Consider the following 15,161-nt stretch of genomic DNA (forward strand, 5'->3'; position numbering starts at 1 on the left):
CGCGGGCCGGTCAGGAAGCCGCGGCGAGGACGGCCTGTTCCACCTCGCGGCGCCACCCCGGTTCGATGCGGCCGCTGCGGGGGGTCACCGCGAAGGAGTCCACCACCGCGCCGCCCAGGGTCGACGCCTTGGCCCAGCGGACCTCCGCGTCGCACCGGCGCAGCGCGCCCGCCACCCGGAACAGCAGGCCGATCCGGTCGGCCGCGCGCAGTTCCAGGACCACCGTGTCCGGGCCCGTCGTCTCGTCGTCGAACCACAGCACCTTCGGCGCGACCGGGGCCTCGGCCGGTGAGCCGTAGTCGCGCTCCTTCGCCGCCAAGCGCTGCGTGAGCGGCAACGTGCCCGCCACCGCGCGGGCGAACTGCTCGCGCAGCAGCGTCGCGTCCGGCAGGGAACCGAACTTCGGCGACGCCGTGAACACCCCCGCGCGGCCACCGTCGTGGCCGCGCAGGACCGCCGAGTGGACCTCCAGGGAGTTCAGCGCCAGCACGCCCGCCGCCGGGGCCAGCAGCTCCGCCCGGGCCGGGACCGCCAGCAGGACCGTGACCACCTTGCCGTGCGAGCTGATCCGGATCTCGCCCGTGCCCGAGGCCACCGCCGAAGCGACGAGCTCGCGTTGTTCGTCGTCCATCGGCGAAGGGGCGGTGAACCCCTTGCCGTGCAGCACTTCCTCGCAGCCCGACACGAGCTCCGCCAGCAGGCGGGCCTTCCAGTCCGTCCACACGCCCGGGCCGGTGGCCAGGGAGTCGGCCCGGGTCAGCGCGTGCAGCAGCTCGACCAGGACGATGTCGCTGTCCAGGGTCTTCACCACCCGGGCCACCGTGGCCGGTTCGCCGATGTCGCGCCGCGTGGCCGTGTGCGGCAGCAGGAGGTGGTGGCGGACCATCGCCGACACCGTGGCCGCGTCGGCGGCCGAAAGCCCGAGCCGGGTCGCGACCTGGGCGGAGATCTTGGCGCCCAGCTCCGAGTGGTCGGCGTCGCGGCCCTTGCCGATGTCGTGCAGCAGCGCGCCGATCAGCAGCAGGTCCGGCCGCGACACCGTCGTGGTCAGCTTCGCCGCTTCGACGCAGGTGCGGATCAGGTGCCGGTCGACCGTCCACTGGTGCACCGGCGAGCGCGGCGGCAGGTCGCGGACCGCGCCCCACTCCGGGAACAGCCGGGACCACAGGCCGGTCCGGTCCAGGGACTCGACCGCGTCGACCAGGCCCTCCCCCGCGCCCAGCAGCTCGACCAGCGCGTTCAACGCCTCGGCCGGCCAGGGCGCGCGCAGCTCCGGCGCCGATTCGGCGAGTGCCTTGAGCGTGCCGAGCGCGATCGGCTTGCCCGTGCGCGCCGACGCCGCCGCGACCCGCAGCAGCAGCGCCGGGTCCTTGGCCGGGACGGCGTCCCGGGCCAGGGCGACCTCGTTGCCGTGCAGCACCACGTTTTCCGCGAGCGGTGTCCGCGAAGGACGCCGCCCGAACCGTGACCGAGGCGGCTCCACAGTGGACCGCAGGGCCACGTCCAGCGTGTACGCGATCGTGCGGCCCGCCCCGGAAAGCTTGCGGGCCAACGTGAACCGGTCGCCGAAGCCGAGCTCGGCGGCGACCAGCTCCGCTTCCGGCGCGGACAGGACGTCCCGTTCGCGCCGGATCTCGCGACGCAGCTCCGTGCGGACGTCGAGGAGGAGTCCCTTCGCTTCCAGGAGTTCCTCGCCCGGACGCGCGGTGAGCTGCGCCGCGGCGAGGGCTTCCAGGACGGCGAAGTCCCGCAGCCCGCCACGGCCGTGCTTGAGGTCCGGTTCGGCGGACTGCGCGATTTCGCCGCTGCGGGCCCAGCGCTGCCGGACCGACGCCGTCATGTCCGGGATCTGCTTGCGCGCGGTGCGCCGCCACTGATCCCGCGCCGCGGAAACCAGGCGGCCACTCAGTTCGGCGTCCCCGGCGAGGTGCCGGGCGTCGAGCAGGCCCATCGCCACACGCAGGTCCTCCGAAGCGACCTTCAGCGCTTCACCCGGCGTGCGGACCGAGTGGTCGAGCCCGATCTTCGCGTCCCACAAGGGATACCAGAGCGCGTCCGCGATCTCGCCGACGCCGCTGTTGCCGTTGTGCACCAGCAGCAGGTCGAGATCGGAGAACGGCACCAGTTCCCGCCGGCCGAGCCCGCCCACGGCGACCAGCGCGACACCCGGTTCCGCGGTGTCGACGCCGGCTGCCGAGGCTCCCCTGCCCAGCCAGAACTCGTAGAGGTCGACCAGGGCCGCCCGCAGTGCGGACGCCCCCAGCCTCCCGTGCCTGCCCTCGAGCAGTCGCTCGGTGGCCTTGACCAGTTCGCCCCCGTCGGCCATTCCCGTGGCCTTATAGGGCGTCCGTGCCGCGCTCGCCGGTCCGTACCCGGATCACGGTCTCCACCGGCGTCACCCACACCTTGCCGTCGCCGATCTTGCCGGTGTGCGCGGCCGTGGTGATGGCCTCGAGGACCTTCTCCACGTTCGTGTCGTCGGTGACGACCTCGACCTTCAGCTTGGCCACGAAGTCGACCGAGTACTCCGCGCCGCGGTAGACCTCGGTGTGGCCCTTCTGCCGGCCGTAGCCCTGGACCTCGCTGACCGTCATGCCCAGCACGCCCAGCTGCTCCAGCGCGGAGCGGACGTCGTCGAGCGTGAACGGCTTGACAATCGCCGTGATGAGCTTCATGCCTTGCTCTCCTCGAGTTTCGCGGCCGGGGTGGCGGACTTGACCGGGATGGTGTTCGGGTGGCCGAGGCCACCGCCCGTTCCGGTGAAGTCGTACGCGCTTTCCGCGTGCTGGGCTTCGTCGATGCCGCTGACCTCGTCCTCGGTGCTGACGCGGAAGCCGCCGGCCTTCTTGATCACGAAGCCGATGATGAAGGACAGCACGAAGGAGTACGCGAGCACCGCACCGGCGGCCGCGGCCTGACGGCCCAGCTGGGTGAACCCGCCGCCGTAAAACAGGCCGTCCGCGCCGAGCGCGTTGACGCTGGTGGTGCCGAAGAAGCCGATCAGCAGCGTGCCGACGATGCCGCCGACCAGGTGGACACCCACGACGTCCAGCGAGTCGTCGAAGCCGAACTTGAACTTGAGCGAGATGGCCAGCGCGCAGACCGCACCGGCGATGAGGCCGATCGCGATGGCCCCGATCGGGCTCACGAAACCACAGGCCGGGGTGATGGCGACCAGGCCGGCGACCGCGCCGGAGGCCGCGCCGAGGGTGGTCGGCTTGCCGAACTTGAGCTGCTCCACGACCAGCCAGCCGAGCACCGCGGCGGCGGTGGCGACGGTGGTGTTGGTGAACGCGACGGCGGCGAGGTCGTTGGCGGCCAGCGCCGAACCGGCGTTGAAGCCGTACCAGCCGAACCACAGCAGCGAAGCACCGAGCAGCACGAACGGCACGTTGTGCGGGCGGCCGGTGTCCTTCGGCCAGCCCTTGCGCTTGCCGAGCACGATCGCCAGCGCGAGACCCGCGGCACCGGCGTTGATGTGGACCGCGGTGCCACCGGCGAAGTCGAGTGCCTTGAGGTTGTTGGCGATCCAGCCGCCGACGGCGTTCTCGCCGATGAACCCGTTGAAGGAGAACACCCAGTGCGCGACCGGGAAGTACACGACCGTCACCCAGATGACGACGAACAGCGTCCAGCCCCAGAACTTCGCGCGGTCGGCGATGGCGCCGGAGATCAGCGCGGGCGTGATGATCGCGAACATCAGCTGGAACATCACGAACGCCAGGACGGGCAGCGCGTCCGAACCGGGCCAGGCGACCGCCGGCGAGGTGTCGGTGGCGGCGACCGCGAACCCGGCGAGCTTGCCGAAGGTGTTTTCGAGGCCGGCGAAGTGGAAGTTACCGAGGAGGCCGCCGAAGGCGTCGTCGCCGAACGACATCGAGAAGCCGTACAGGGCCCACAGCACCCCCACCACGGCCAGCGCGATGAAGTTCATCATCAGCATGTTCAGGACGCTCTTCGCGCGGACCATGCCGCCATAGAAGAACGCCAGTCCTGGGGTCATGAGCATGACCAGCGCGGCGCTGGCCAATACCCACGCGGTGTCTCCTGCGTTCAGCACAATCGTCCTCCCGTGCCCTGGGTTCGTGCGTTGGCAGTTTTGGCGCGCGGTGTTTCACCAGGCGGCTTGCGAGGTTTCGCCCGCGTGAACTGTCCGCGCCCGGTTGTTACGGCCAGGTTTCCCAGTACCCCTCCTGGAGTGTCCGGTTGCGAAACGTCGTGGTCGAATATCCCCATGACACCGGCCGACCACGGGAATGACCCACTGCCACCCCCGGTCGTCGCGGCCCTGCGGTGTTCGGTGTGCGGTGACCCGATCGGCGCAGCGGAACGCACCCTGCGTTGCGGGAACCGCCACTCTTTCGATCTAGCTCGCCAGGGTTACGTGAACCTGTTGCACGCGCGAATCCCGGCCGGGACGGCGGACACCGCGCCGATGGTCGCGGCCCGCGCGGACTTCCTCGCGTCGGGCGCCTACGAGCCACTGGCCGACGAGCTCGCCCGCGTCTGCGCGGGAGCCGGCGGCCTCGTCGTCGACGCCGGTGCGGGCACCGGGTACTACCTCGCCCGCGTGCTGGAGACGTCGGAGGCGTTCGGCCTCGCGCTGGACGTCTCGGCGGTCGCGCTGCGGCGGGCGGCGCGGGCCCACCCGCGGCTGGGCGCGGCGGTGTGGAACCTGTGGGAGCCGTGGCCGGTCGGCGACGGCGTCGCGTCGGTCGTGCTGAACGTCTTCGCGCCGCGCAACGGGCCGGAGTTCCACCGCGTGCTGCGGCCCGATGGCCTCCTGGTCGTCGCGGCGCCGGCCCCCGACCACCTCCGCGAGCTGGGCGACCTGGTGCTGGCCGTCGACGAGCGCAAGGACGAACGCCTGGACGCCACCCTCGGCGAGTACTTCACGCGCTCGGAGCGCACGGAGGTCCGCCGCGAGGTGGAGCTGACGCCGCGGCAGGTGCGCCAGGCCGTCGAGATGGGGCCGGCGGGGTTCCACCTGGACCGGGACGGCCGCCGGGAGCGCCTGGACGCGCTGAGCGAGTCCCAGGTCGTCACGGTGTCGTTCACGGTCTCCTCGTACCGGAGGAAGGAGTGAAGCCGGACTGGACCGTGTCCGCGTCCCGGCTCGCGGACGCCGACTGGGTGCGGGCCCGCATCGGCGGCGCCGCGAAGCTGTACGGCTGCGCGCGGCCGGAGGTGCTGGGCACGATCTGGTGGTACTCGCTGTCGTCGGTCCTCGTGGCCCCCGCGGTGGAGGGCCTGGTGGCCGGGACGCCGGTCGATCCGTCGCTGGAGGCGATGGAACTCGACCTCGTCGCCGACGGACGGTTCCTGGGCGCCCGGTCCACCCGGGCGCTCGAGGGCGGCCTCCCCGAACTGGGTGCCGCGCTCACCGGCGCCCTCGGCACCGCGATCAGCACCATCGCCGAGGTCAGCGGGGCCCGGGAGCGGGCACTCGGCGCGATCGCCACCGACTCCCTCGGCAACCGGCTGCTGTGGACGCCCGATCCGGAGCGCGCGATGACCCTCGCCGAGCCGCTGGTCGCCGCGATCGGCCTGGACCTGCCGAAGCCACGCTTCGTGCGCGTCGGCCGCACCCCCGCCGTACGGCGTGCTTCGTGCTGCCTGATCTACGAAGTCGGCAACCCGAAGTGCGTCAGCTGCCCGCGTCAGACGCCGTCAGAGCGCGAAGCCCGCCTTCGCGCGGCCCTGGGTTAGAGCACCGCCAGCTCCAGCTCGCGCAGCCGCTCCGGGTCGGCGATGACGTCGATGCCGGTGATGCGGTCGCCGTCGACCCGGAACGCCAGGACCACCGCCAACCGGCCCTCGCGCACCATGAGCAGGCCGGGGGCGCCGTCGACCAAAGCGAGTTCGCTCGCGCGGGCCCGCTCGGACGCCAGGATCGCGCCGCGGCGCACGCTCTCGACACCCCGCAGCTCGATCGGCGCCGGGCTCGGGCCGACGAACCGGTCGGCGTGCAGCACCACGTCCGGGTCGAGCAGCGCGAGCAACGCTTCGAAGTCGCCGCCGCGGGAGGCCGCCAGGAACGCTTCGACGACCTTGCGCCGCCGGGGCAGGTCCGCGTCCGCCGGGGTCCCGCCCCGCACCCGGCGGCGGGCCCGGCTCGCCAGCTGCCGGGTGGCGGCCGGGGTCTTGCCGATCACCGGCGCGATCTCGTCGAAGGGCACGGCGAACATGTCGTGCAGCACGAAAGCGACGCGCTCGGCCGGGCCCAGCGCGTCGAGGACCACCAGCAGCGCCAGCCCGACGGTGTCGGCCAGCTCCGCCTCCTGCCCGGGGTCGCGGCGGTCGTCGTCCGGCTCGGGCTGCCCGTCGAGGGGTTCTTCGCGGTGGTTGCGGCGCGTGCGCAGCAGGGACAGGCAGATCCGGGCGACCACGGTGGTCAGCCACGCGGGAATGTTGTCGATCTCGCCGGCGTCGGTCCGGTGGAACCGCAGCCAGGCCTCTTGGACGGCATCGTCGGCTTCGGCGGCCGAGCCCAGCATCCGGTAGGCGACCGCCCGCAGCCGCGGCCGCTCCTGCTCGAACCGCTCGGTCAGCGCGTCCACTGTGTCCTGATCCTTCCGCCGTGCCTCGTAGCAGTAGACCCCGCGGCGACGGCCGATGTGACCGGAATGGACGTGATCCGCGTCATCCGGCGGCGGTGCGGCGCAGGACCTCGGCCAGCAGGGCCGCCGGTTCGGCCGGCGGGCCCGGCAGGCGTGCCAGCACCACCCGCCGCCGCTCCGCCGGGCCGCCGCGCACCTCCAGCACCCGCACCCCCGGTGGCACGGCCCCGGCGAGCGAAGCGGGCACCGTCGTCAGGCCGCAGCCGGCGGCGACCAGGCTCAGCTTCGCCAGCCAGTCGCGGGCGGTGTGGGCGATCTCGGGCCGCTCGTCCAGCCCCGGCCACACGCCCATCAGCGTCTCCTCCCCCGCCGACGGCCCGGCGATCCAGCGCTGCCCGCGCAGGTCCGCGACGTCGACCGGGCCCGCGCCGGCCAGGGGGTGGCCCGCGGGCACCGCGAGGCGGAGGGTGCGCTCGGCGAGCGTCTCCAGGCGCAGCGCCGGCGTCTCGGCGTCCGGCGGCCGGAACGGCGGGACCGAGCCGAGGACGGCCAGGTCGAGCGTGCCCGCGCGCAGCGCCCGGACGAGCACCGGCGTGGTGCCCTCCCGCGTGATCACGGTGACGCCCGGGTGCGTCCGCCGCAGTTCGGCGACCGCGCGCGGGACCAGCACCGCGCCCGCGCTGGGGAACCACCCGAGGCGGACCGCGCCGGCCTCGGCGGGCAGCCCGGCCAGCTCGCGCCCGGCGGCGTCGATCTCGCCGAGCACCGCGATCGCCCGGCGCAGCACGATGGTCCCCGCGGCGGTGAGCCGGACGCCGTCGGGCCGACGCTCGAGCACCGGGGTCCCGGCCACCCGTTCGAGGGAGGCGATCTGCCGCGACACCGCCGACTGCGTGTAGCCGAGTGCCGCCGCGGCCGCGGTCAGGGTGCCGCGTTCGGCGACCTCGCGGAACACGCGCAAGGCCACCAGGGAGACGTCACCGAAGTCCATGACGTTCACGCATACCAGGGTTGCTCGATTCTCGCTTTTCGCATGGCCGTGACGGACCTAGCGTGGCCGGTATGACACGCATCGCCGTGGTGACCGGGGCCAACCAGGGCCTCGGCTTCGCCCTCGTCCGCGGCCTCGCCGCCCGCCTCGCTCCCGAAGACCTCGTCCTGCTCACCGGCCGCGACGCCGGCCGGGTGGCCTCGGCGGCCGCCGCCGTCGCCGCCGACCCGGCGACGCGCAGCCGGGTGGAAGGCCGCGTCCTCGACGTTTCCGACGCGGCCGCGGTGGCCCGCTTCGCCGAGCCGGCCGACATCGTGATCTCGAACGCCATCGGCCCGCTCGACCCCGGCCGCTCACAGGCCGAGCAGGCCGACGTGTTCCTGGACGTCGCGAACGGTGGCACCCACGCGGTGCTGCGCTCGTTCGGGCCGGTCCTGCGGCCGGGCGGGCGGCTGCTGGTCGTCGCCAGCTCGCTGGGCACCCTGGGCCACCTGCCCGAGCCGCTGCGGCCGCGGTTCGACGGCGTCTCGCTGGACGACGTCGAGAAGGCGGTCGAAGACTGGCGCACGGCGATCCACGACGGCACGGCCGGCGCGGCGGGCTGGCCGGAGTGGATCAACGTGCCGTCCAAGGTGGCGCAGGTCGCCGCGGTCCGCGCGGTGGCGGCCGAACGCCGAGAGGCCGACCTTGCCGCCGGCACGCTGGTGGCGGCGGTCTGCCCGGGCCTGGTCGACACCCGGGCGTCGCGGCCGTGGTTCAGCGACTTCAGCCAGGCCCAGACCCCGGACGAAGCCGCGCGGGCCGTGCTGGACCTGGTGTTCACCGAAGTCGACCCGGCGACCTACGGCGAACTGGTCCGGTTCGGCCGGGTGCTGCCCTGGCGGAGCTGATTCACAGCACGCAGAACTCGTTGCCCTCCGGATCCGCCATCACGAAGTGATCGGGGCGGCCGTCCAGCTCGTCCTCCCGCACGACGGTCGCCCCCGCGGCGGTCAGCCGGGCGACCGCCTCCACGACCCGCTCCCAGCGCGTCTCCCACGGCACCTCGCGCCCGCCGCCGGCCTGGACGTCCAGGTGGAGCCGGTTCTTCGCGACCTTCGCCTCGGGGACCTTGAGGAAGCTCAGACTCGGCAGGACGCCTTCCGGATCGGTCAGGTAGGCGCCGTCGTCCCACTCGTCCTCGGGAACGCCGTGCTGGATGAACCACGCTTCCCAGCTCGCGAACCCCGGCGGGGGCGGGCGCTCGATGTAGCCGAGGGCCACCGCCCAGAACCTGGCCAGCGCGCGGGGGTCCGCGCAGTCGATCGTCACGCTCCAGCGCACCGTCACGGGGTGGAGCGTAGCCGCGCCCACGCCCTGGGAGCGCGTGTCATCCGGGGGATGCTGCGGTTACCGTGGGCTCCGATGAGTGAACGCAGCTGGGGCTTCCGCACCCGCGCCCTGCACGCGGGCGGCACGCCCGACCCGGCGACCGGCGCGCGGGCCGTGCCCATCTACCAGACCACGAGCTTCGTCTTCGAAGACGCCGCCGACGCCGCGAACCTCTTCGCGCTGCAGAAGTACGGGAACATCTACAGCCGGATCGGGAACCCGACCGTGGCCGCCTTCGAGGAGCGGATCGCCAACCTCGAAGGCGCGATCGGCGGGGTCGCCACCGCGAGCGGGCAGGCCGCCCAGTTCCTCACCTTCAGCGCGCTCACCGAGGCCGGCGACCACATCGTGTCCGCGAGTGGCCTGTACGGCGGGACCGTCACCCAGCTCACCGGCACGCTCCGGCGCTTCGGCGTTGAGACGACCTTCGTCAGCGGCGGCATCGACGACTACGCCGCCGCCATCACCGACCGGACGCGGCTGCTCTACACCGAGGTCATCGGCAACCCCGGCGGCGGCATCGCCGACCTCGCCGCGCTGGCCGACCTCGCGCACGCCCACGACATCCCGCTCGTCGTCGACGCCACTCTCGCCACGCCGTACCTGTGCCGCCCGATCGAGCACGGCGCCGACATCGTGCTGCACTCGGCGACGAAGTTCCTCGGCGGGCACGGGACGACCCTCGGCGGCATCGTCGTCGAGTCCGGGAAGTTCGACTGGGGCAACGGGAAGTTCCCGCGGATGACCGAGACCGTCGACAGCTACGGCGGCCTGCGCTACTGGGAGAACTTCGGCGAGTACGCGTTCTGCACCCGGCTGCGCGCCGAGCAGCTGCGGGACATCGGCGCGGTCCTGTCGCCGCACTCGGCTTTCCTTCTGCTGCAAGGAGTCGAGACGCTCCCGCAGCGGATGGACGCGCACGTGGCGAACGCCCGTGTGGTCGCCGAGCACCTCGACGCCGACCCGCGCGTGGCCTGGGTGTCCTACGCCGGGCTGCCGTCGCACCCGCACCACGACCTGGCGCGCCGCTATCTGCCGGACGGGCCGGGGGCGGTGTTCTCGTTCGGCATCGACGGCGGCCGCGCGGCCGGCGAGAAGTTCGTCGAGTCGGTGGAGCTGCTGTCGCACCTGGCGAACGTCGGGGACGCGCGGACGCTCGTCATCCACCCGGCGTCGACCACGCACGCGCAGCTGTCCGAGGAGCAGCTCGCGGCGGCGGGTGTCGGGCCCGACCTGATCCGGCTGTCGGTCGGGCTGGAGGACGTCGAGGACATCCTCTGGGACCTCGACCAGGCACTCGGCAAGGCGGTGGCCGGATGAGCCATGACGTCGGCGCCGTCGAGCGCCGGGCGATCCTGCGGCGGACGAAGTCGGTGACGCTGGTCGGCGCGTCGGCCAACCCGGCGCGGCCCAGCTACTTCGTCGCGACCTACCTGCTGTCGTCGACGCGCTACGAGGTCAACTTCGTCAACCCGCGGCTGGACACGCTGTTCGGGAAGCCGGTGTACGCGTCTTTGAAGGACGTCCCGGGTGAACCGGACCTGGTCAGCGTGTTCCGCAAGCACGACGACCTGCCGCAGGTCGCCGAGGAGGTCATCGACGCCGGCGCGCGGACGCTGTGGCTGCAACTCGGGTTGTGGCACGAGCCGGTGGCCGAGCGGGCGCTGGCGGCCGGACTGGACGTCGTGATGAACCGGTGCGTGAAGATCGAGCACGCGCGCTTCGCGGGCGGGCTGCACCTGGCCGGGTTCAACACCGGCGTGATCAGCTCGCGGCGGCAGTCGGCGCCCTGATCCGGGAAGAGAACGGGCGTTCCCGCGGTTGGCCCGGGTATGACCTTGGGGATCACGTTGTCCGGCGGCCCGACCGCCCTGCTGGAACTGGGTGGCGTCCGGCTGCTCACCGACCCGACCTTCGACCCGCCCGGCGACCACCCGGTCGGCGAGCGCGTGCTGGTCAAGACCGAGGAATCGGCGCTGACCGAAGAGGCGGTCGGGGAGGTGGACGCCGTCCTGCTGTCGCACGACCAGCACCCCGACAACCTGGACGACCGCGGCCGCGCGTACCTCGCGACGGTGCCGCTGACGCTGATCACGCCCAGCGGCGCTGCGCGGCTCGGCGGGACGGCCCGCGGGCTGGAGCCGTGGGAATCGACGCGGGTCGGCCCCCTGACGGTGACGGCGGTTCCGGCGTTGCACGGGCCGGCCGGGGCGTCGCGGCTGACCGGGGACGTGACGGGGTTCGTGCTGACCGGTGACGGGCTGCCGACGGTGTACGTGAGCGGGGACAACGCCTCGGTCGGCCTGGTGCGCGAGATCGCCGGGCGGTTCCGGGTGGACATCGCGGTGCTGTTCGCCGGCGCGGCCCGGACGGTGTTTTTCGACGGCGCGCCCCTGACGCTGACCAGCGCCGACGCGGTCGAGGCGGCTCAGGTGCTCGGAGCGGGGAAGGTGGTTCCGCTGCACTTCCGGGGCTGGGGGCACTTCAGCGAGGGGCCGGACACGCTGCGGGAGGCGTTCGCGGCGGCGGGGCTGGCGGACCGGCTGGTCCTGCTCGAACCCGGGGAGCGCGCGGAGGTTTGACGTCGGTCGTGCGACCCTAGCGCTTAATGCCTCATCGATGTGGCAGTTACCCCTAGGGTGCGAGAACCGGGTACGACGCGGGGCCGGGTGGGGGCCGTGAGAGGCTGGCGGTATGGCCAAGCCGACCCCGCTGCAGTTCCGGAACATCCTCGTCGCCGCCCTCGCGGCGGCGGGCTTCGTCTGGAGCGTCGTCGTCGGCATGCAGTGGTGGGTCAGCGCGGTCATCGGCTGCGCGTGCGTCCTGTCGCTGGCCTCCGCGTACCTCAACCGGCCCGGCGCGAACTAACGTTGCGCCATGACGACGATCTGGGGCGTTCACAACGACCAGCCGCAACTCGACCTGGTCGGGAACGGATTCGTCTCGATCGGCTGGGACGACCTCGGTGACCTCTCGGATCTGAAGGACGACCGCGACGACGCCAAGGACCGGGTCGCCCGAGGGCTCCCGGACCTGAAACCGGGAGCCATCCCGGTCACCGCGGGAACGCTGCTTTCCTTCCGGCATCGGATGCAGCCCGGCGACATCGTGATCTACCCCTACAAGCCGGACAGCACCGTCAACTTCGGCCGCATCACGGGTGACTACTACTTCCAGACCGGCGTCTCGCTCCACGCCAACCGGCGACCGGTGGAGTGGCTGCGAACCGGCGTTCCCAGGACGACCTTCTCCCAGAGCGCTCGCTACGAGATCGGCTCGGCCGTCACGGTCTTCCAGGTCAAGCAGCACAGACAGGAATTCCTCGATTTCCTGAAGGGGCTGCCGACGTCGGCCGGTTCCGCCGAGGCCGAACCGGAGGCCGCCGCCGACGAAGCGGCGGATCAACCGGATGCCGAACGGATCGAGACCTACACCCACGACTTCGTCATCGACACCCTGATGAAAAAGCTGGAAGGAGTCGACTTCGAGCATTTCGTCGCGCATCTCCTCGGCGCCATGGGGTATCGGACCGAGGTGACCAGCCCGTCACGCGACGGCGGCTACGACATCATCGCCTCGCACGATCCTCTCCTGCTGAAGCCGCCGATCATCAAGGTCCAGTGCAAGCGCACGACTTCGTCGATCGGCCGCCCGGAGGTGCAGCAGCTGACCGGAGCGCTGGCCGCCGGCGGATCCGAACTCGGCCTGTTCGTGACGTTGGGCAGCTACTCCGCCGACGCGCAGCACGAAGAACGGCACCGCCAGAACCTCCGGCTCATCAACGGCCGTCAGCTGGTCAAGCTGATCTTCGAGCACTACGGCAAGTTCAGCCTCGAGTACAAGCGGCTCCTTCCGCTGCGGTCCGTCTACGTCGTCGACAGCACCGTGAACTAGCGTGTCTTGTCGAACCGCGCCTTCAGGTTCGTCCGGCCCGCTCCCGTGAGCCGTCCGAACAGGCGGAGCCGGGCCAGGCCGCCGTCCGGGTAGATGTCGAGGCGGGCCTCCGTCACCTCCGGGCCGTCCGGGAGCGCGAACCGGTGCCGCGTGTCCGGCTGCAAGCGGGTCTTCGGCAGCAACGGGACCCACTCTCCGTACGTCTCCCGGCCACTCACCGAGGCCCAGCCCGGCGCGTTGCCCTTCAGGTTGCTCGTGTCCAGTTCCACGAACCGGACGATCCCGGCCCCGGCCAGCCGCAGCGTCACCCAGTCGTTGCCGTCGTCGCGGCGGCGAGCCGTCTCCCAGCCCTCCGCCTGGTGGGCCGCCAGCCCCGGCGAGAGGATGTTGTTCGGCGACGAATAGAACCGGTTGCTGCAGCCCGTGACGATCGCGCCGTTCTCCAGCGCCGCCAGGTCGAGCGCGTCCAGGTCGAGCAGCGCCGGGTCCGGGATCGGGGCGCCGTGGACGCGCAGGCGCGCCACTCCCCCGTCCGGGTGCTGCGTCAGCCGGACGTGCGTGTACCGCCGCGAACCGTTGACCGCGTAGAAGTTCTCCGTGTGGCCGGCGGCCGGGGCGCGGTCGACCAGGACATCCCACTCGGCCGCGGCCACCTCCGCCGCCGAGGGGTAGCCCGGGAGCGACGTCGCTTCGACCGAGACGAACGGCGGGTAGTTGCCCTTGAAGAACGCCGTGTCGACGATGACGCCGGTGATCGTGCCGGCCAGGCCGAGGCGGACGATCGCCTGGTCGTCGCCCGGTTCGCGGTGGCGGCGGGTCTCCCAGCCGTCGTAGACCTGGCCCTTGGGCCCGAACGTCTCCGCGCGGTGCGCCGGCACCCACGGGTTGACGAGGTTCTCCTTCTCGGCGAACAGCTCGTCGGTCGCCCACATCACCGTCCCGCCGAAGCGGCGGGAGGCGAGGTCGGGCAGTTCTGTCCACTCCGGACGGTCGGTCACACGGCCTCCATTTCAGCAGTTCCCCCGGGTCAGCAGCGCGCCACGCGGCTCGTCACCGGTGATTTCGGTGCCCCGCAGCCAGGTCGAGCGCACGACTCCGGCGAGCGGGCGCCGGTCGTACGCGCTGACCGGGTTGCGGTGCTTCAGTTTCGCGACGTCGACCACGAACGCCTCGTCCGGCGCGAACACGCAGAAGTCCGCGTCGTACCCCACCGCCAGGTGCCCCTTGCGGCGCATCCCGGCCTGCGCGGCCGGGCGCTCGGCCATCCAGCGCACGACGTCGGTGAGCGCGAACCCGCGCTGGCGCGCCTGCGTCCAGATCGCCGGCAGGCCCAGCTGGAGGCTGGAAATCCCGCCCCACGCCTGGCCGAAGTCGCCGCTGTCGAAGCGTTTCAGCTCCGGCGTGCACGGCGAGTGGTCGCTGACGATCGTGTCGATGACGCCGTCGGCGAGCCCTTGCCAGAGCAGCTCGCGGTTGGCCGCCTCCCGGATCGGCGGGCAGCACTTGAACTGCGTTGCGCCGTCACGGATCTCCTCGGCGACGAAACTCAAGTAGTGCGGGCAGGTCTCCGCCGACAGCCGGACGCCGTCGCGGCGCGCGGAAGCGATCAGCGGCAGAGCGTCCGAAGAGGACAGATGCAGGATGTGCGCCCGCGCCGAATGGCGGCGGGCCGCCTCGATGACGTGCGAGATCGCGAGGTTCTCGGCCTCGCGCGGCCGGGACTGCAGAAAGTCGGCATAGCGACCGCCGTGCGGCTCCGGCGCGGCATCGATCTCGTGCGCGTCCTCGGCGTGCACGATCATCAGCGCATCGAAGGAACTCAGCTCCCGCAAGGCTTCGTCGAGCCCGGCCGGGTCGAGCGGCGGGAACTCGTCGACGCCCGAGTGCAGCAGGAAGCACTTGAAGCCGAACACCCCGGCGTCGTGCAGGCCGCGCAGCTCGCCCGCGTTGCCCGGGATCGCGCCGCCCCAGAAGCCGACGTCGACGTGCACCCGGCCGGCCGCCGCCGTGCGCTTGACCTCCAGCGCCGCGACATCGACCGTCGGCGGCAGGCTGTTGAGCGGCATGTCCACGATCGTGGTCACCCCGCCCGCCGCGGCCGCGCGGGTCGCGGTCTCGAAGCCCTCCCACTCGGCCCGGCCCGGGTCGTTGACGTGGACGTGCGTGTCGACCAGCCCCGGCAGCAGCACGACGTCGTCACCGAGGTCGAGGACGCGGTCGCCGGTCAGCGCGGCACCGCCGGGTTCGACCGCGACGATCCGGCCGCCGTCGACGCCGACGGTCACCGGGACTTCACCCTCGGCCGTCACGGCCCGGGCGGCGCGCACCACAAGATCCATCCGAAA

16 protein-coding genes are annotated in these 15,161 nt (G+C 72.4%); 8 read left to right on the plus strand and 8 right to left on the minus strand.

What is annotated here, in order from left to right; translation table 11 throughout:
* Window positions 1-10: 10 nt before the first annotated feature.
* Genes IE317_RS14795 through IE317_RS14805 form a run of 3 tightly spaced genes read right to left on the minus strand, consistent with a single transcriptional unit; the run spans window position 11 to window position 4,060 of the window.
* Window positions 11-2,326 carry a [protein-PII] uridylyltransferase gene (locus IE317_RS14795; RefSeq protein ID WP_191310297.1) on the minus strand — a complete coding sequence of 772 codons (2,316 nt, stop codon included), beginning with the start codon at window positions 2,324-2,326 and terminating at the stop codon, window positions 11-13.
* 10 nt (window positions 2,327-2,336) lie between these two features.
* Window positions 2,337-2,675 carry a P-II family nitrogen regulator gene (locus IE317_RS14800; protein ID WP_013223833.1) on the minus strand — a complete coding sequence of 113 codons (339 nt, stop codon included), beginning with the start codon at window positions 2,673-2,675 and terminating at the stop codon, window positions 2,337-2,339.
* Entirely contained in the window at window positions 2,672-4,060 is a 1,389-nt protein-coding gene (locus IE317_RS14805; RefSeq protein WP_191310299.1) for an ammonium transporter, read from the minus strand. The genes IE317_RS14800 and IE317_RS14805 overlap by 4 nt, the downstream gene beginning before the upstream one ends.
* Window positions 4,061-4,234: 174 nt before the next feature.
* On the opposite strand from IE317_RS14805, the gene IE317_RS14810 reads away from it, so the two are divergent.
* Both IE317_RS14810 and IE317_RS14815 read left to right on the plus strand, forming a co-directional pair.
* Window positions 4,235-5,086: a putative RNA methyltransferase gene (locus IE317_RS14810; RefSeq protein ID WP_373309048.1), complete on the plus strand. Its 852-nt coding sequence runs from the start codon at window positions 4,235-4,237 to the stop codon at window positions 5,084-5,086.
* Window positions 5,083-5,709 carry a (2Fe-2S)-binding protein gene (locus tag IE317_RS14815; RefSeq protein WP_191310302.1) on the plus strand — a complete coding sequence of 209 codons (627 nt, stop codon included), beginning with the start codon at window positions 5,083-5,085 and terminating at the stop codon, window positions 5,707-5,709. Before IE317_RS14810 ends, IE317_RS14815 begins: the two co-directional genes overlap by 4 nt.
* Here the strand turns inward: IE317_RS14815 and IE317_RS14820 are convergent.
* Window positions 5,706-6,560 (minus strand): sigma-70 family RNA polymerase sigma factor, encoded by an 855-nt coding sequence (locus tag IE317_RS14820; protein ID WP_191310304.1) that lies wholly within the window; start codon window positions 6,558-6,560, stop codon window positions 5,706-5,708. The genes IE317_RS14815 and IE317_RS14820 overlap by 4 nt on opposite strands.
* A gap of 82 nt (window positions 6,561-6,642) precedes the next feature.
* Window positions 6,643-7,551 (minus strand): LysR family transcriptional regulator, encoded by a 909-nt coding sequence (locus IE317_RS14825; protein ID WP_191310517.1) that lies wholly within the window; start codon window positions 7,549-7,551, stop codon window positions 6,643-6,645.
* A 71-nt stretch (window positions 7,552-7,622) separates the two neighbouring features.
* Between IE317_RS14825 and IE317_RS14830 the strand changes: the two genes are divergently transcribed.
* A complete protein-coding gene (locus IE317_RS14830) occupies window positions 7,623-8,441 on the plus strand; it encodes an SDR family NAD(P)-dependent oxidoreductase (protein ID WP_191310306.1) in 819 nt (272 codons plus the stop codon).
* 1 nt (window position 8,442) lies between these two features.
* Here the strand turns inward: IE317_RS14830 and IE317_RS14835 are convergent, their stop codons facing one another.
* Window positions 8,443-8,880, minus strand: coding sequence for a VOC family protein (locus IE317_RS14835; protein ID WP_191310308.1), 438 nt, complete (start codon window positions 8,878-8,880; stop codon window positions 8,443-8,445).
* Between the two features lie 75 nt (window positions 8,881-8,955).
* Here IE317_RS14835 and IE317_RS14840 point away from each other — a divergent pair, with 75 nt between their 5' ends.
* The 5 genes from IE317_RS14840 to IE317_RS14860 all read left to right on the plus strand — a co-directional run bounded on the left by IE317_RS14840 (window position 8,956) and on the right by IE317_RS14860 (window position 12,816).
* Window positions 8,956-10,242, plus strand: a complete 1,287-nt coding sequence (locus tag IE317_RS14840) for an O-acetylhomoserine aminocarboxypropyltransferase/cysteine synthase family protein (protein ID WP_191310309.1) — start codon at window positions 8,956-8,958, stop codon at window positions 10,240-10,242.
* Window positions 10,239-10,715, plus strand: a complete 477-nt coding sequence (locus tag IE317_RS14845; protein WP_191310311.1) for a CoA-binding protein — start codon at window positions 10,239-10,241, stop codon at window positions 10,713-10,715. The genes IE317_RS14840 and IE317_RS14845 overlap by 4 nt, the downstream gene beginning before the upstream one ends.
* Window positions 10,716-10,754: 39 nt before the next feature.
* The gene (locus tag IE317_RS14850) at window positions 10,755-11,504 is read left to right on the plus strand and encodes an MBL fold metallo-hydrolase (protein WP_191310313.1); all 750 of its coding nucleotides are present in this window, start codon (window positions 10,755-10,757) and stop codon (window positions 11,502-11,504) included.
* A gap of 112 nt (window positions 11,505-11,616) precedes the next feature.
* Window positions 11,617-11,790 carry a hypothetical protein gene (locus IE317_RS14855; RefSeq protein WP_191310315.1) on the plus strand — a complete coding sequence of 58 codons (174 nt, stop codon included), beginning with the start codon at window positions 11,617-11,619 and terminating at the stop codon, window positions 11,788-11,790.
* A gap of 9 nt (window positions 11,791-11,799) precedes the next feature.
* Complete coding sequence (locus IE317_RS14860; protein ID WP_191310317.1) at window positions 11,800-12,816, plus strand: restriction endonuclease; 1,017 nt, start codon at window positions 11,800-11,802, stop codon at window positions 12,814-12,816.
* Here IE317_RS14860 and alc read toward each other — a convergent pair.
* Together alc and allB are read right to left on the minus strand one after the other, a co-directional pair.
* The gene (gene alc / locus IE317_RS14865) at window positions 12,813-13,814 is read right to left on the minus strand and encodes an allantoicase (RefSeq protein WP_191310319.1); all 1,002 of its coding nucleotides are present in this window, start codon (window positions 13,812-13,814) and stop codon (window positions 12,813-12,815) included. The two genes, IE317_RS14860 and alc, sit on opposite strands and share 4 nt — an antisense overlap.
* A 12-nt stretch (window positions 13,815-13,826) precedes the next feature.
* Window positions 13,827-15,155, minus strand: a complete 1,329-nt coding sequence (gene allB, locus IE317_RS14870; RefSeq protein ID WP_191310321.1) for an allantoinase AllB — start codon at window positions 15,153-15,155, stop codon at window positions 13,827-13,829.
* Between the last annotated feature and the right edge of the window lie 6 nt (window positions 15,156-15,161).

The sequence above is a fragment of the Amycolatopsis bullii genome (assembly GCF_014654205.1).
In the GTDB taxonomy this organism is placed as follows: Bacteria; Actinomycetota; Actinomycetes; order Mycobacteriales; family Pseudonocardiaceae; genus Amycolatopsis; species Amycolatopsis plumensis.

Excerpts from the sequence above, each read along its gene's own strand:
- IE317_RS14850 (WP_191310313.1), top strand. The coding sequence starts at position 10,755 with ATGACCTTGGGGATCACGTTGTCCGGCGGCCCGACCGCCCTGCTGGAA.
- IE317_RS14830 (WP_191310306.1), top strand. The coding sequence starts at position 7,623 with ATGACACGCATCGCCGTGGTGACCGGGGCCAACCAGGGCCTCGGCTTC.
- IE317_RS14840 (WP_191310309.1), top strand. The coding sequence starts at position 8,956 with ATGAGTGAACGCAGCTGGGGCTTCCGCACCCGCGCCCTGCACGCGGGC.
- IE317_RS14800 (WP_013223833.1), bottom strand. The coding sequence starts at position 2,675 with ATGAAGCTCATCACGGCGATTGTCAAGCCGTTCACGCTCGACGACGTC.
- IE317_RS14825 (WP_191310517.1), bottom strand. The coding sequence starts at position 7,551 with ATGGACTTCGGTGACGTCTCCCTGGTGGCCTTGCGCGTGTTCCGCGAG.
- IE317_RS14855 (WP_191310315.1), top strand. The coding sequence starts at position 11,617 with ATGGCCAAGCCGACCCCGCTGCAGTTCCGGAACATCCTCGTCGCCGCC.
- allB (WP_191310321.1), bottom strand. The coding sequence starts at position 15,155 with ATGGATCTTGTGGTGCGCGCCGCCCGGGCCGTGACGGCCGAGGGTGAA.
- IE317_RS14810 (WP_373309048.1), top strand. The coding sequence starts at position 4,235 with ATGACACCGGCCGACCACGGGAATGACCCACTGCCACCCCCGGTCGTC.
- IE317_RS14845 (WP_191310311.1), top strand. The coding sequence starts at position 10,239 with ATGAGCCATGACGTCGGCGCCGTCGAGCGCCGGGCGATCCTGCGGCGG.
- IE317_RS14795 (WP_191310297.1), bottom strand. The coding sequence starts at position 2,326 with ATGGCCGACGGGGGCGAACTGGTCAAGGCCACCGAGCGACTGCTCGAG.
- IE317_RS14860 (WP_191310317.1), top strand. The coding sequence starts at position 11,800 with ATGACGACGATCTGGGGCGTTCACAACGACCAGCCGCAACTCGACCTG.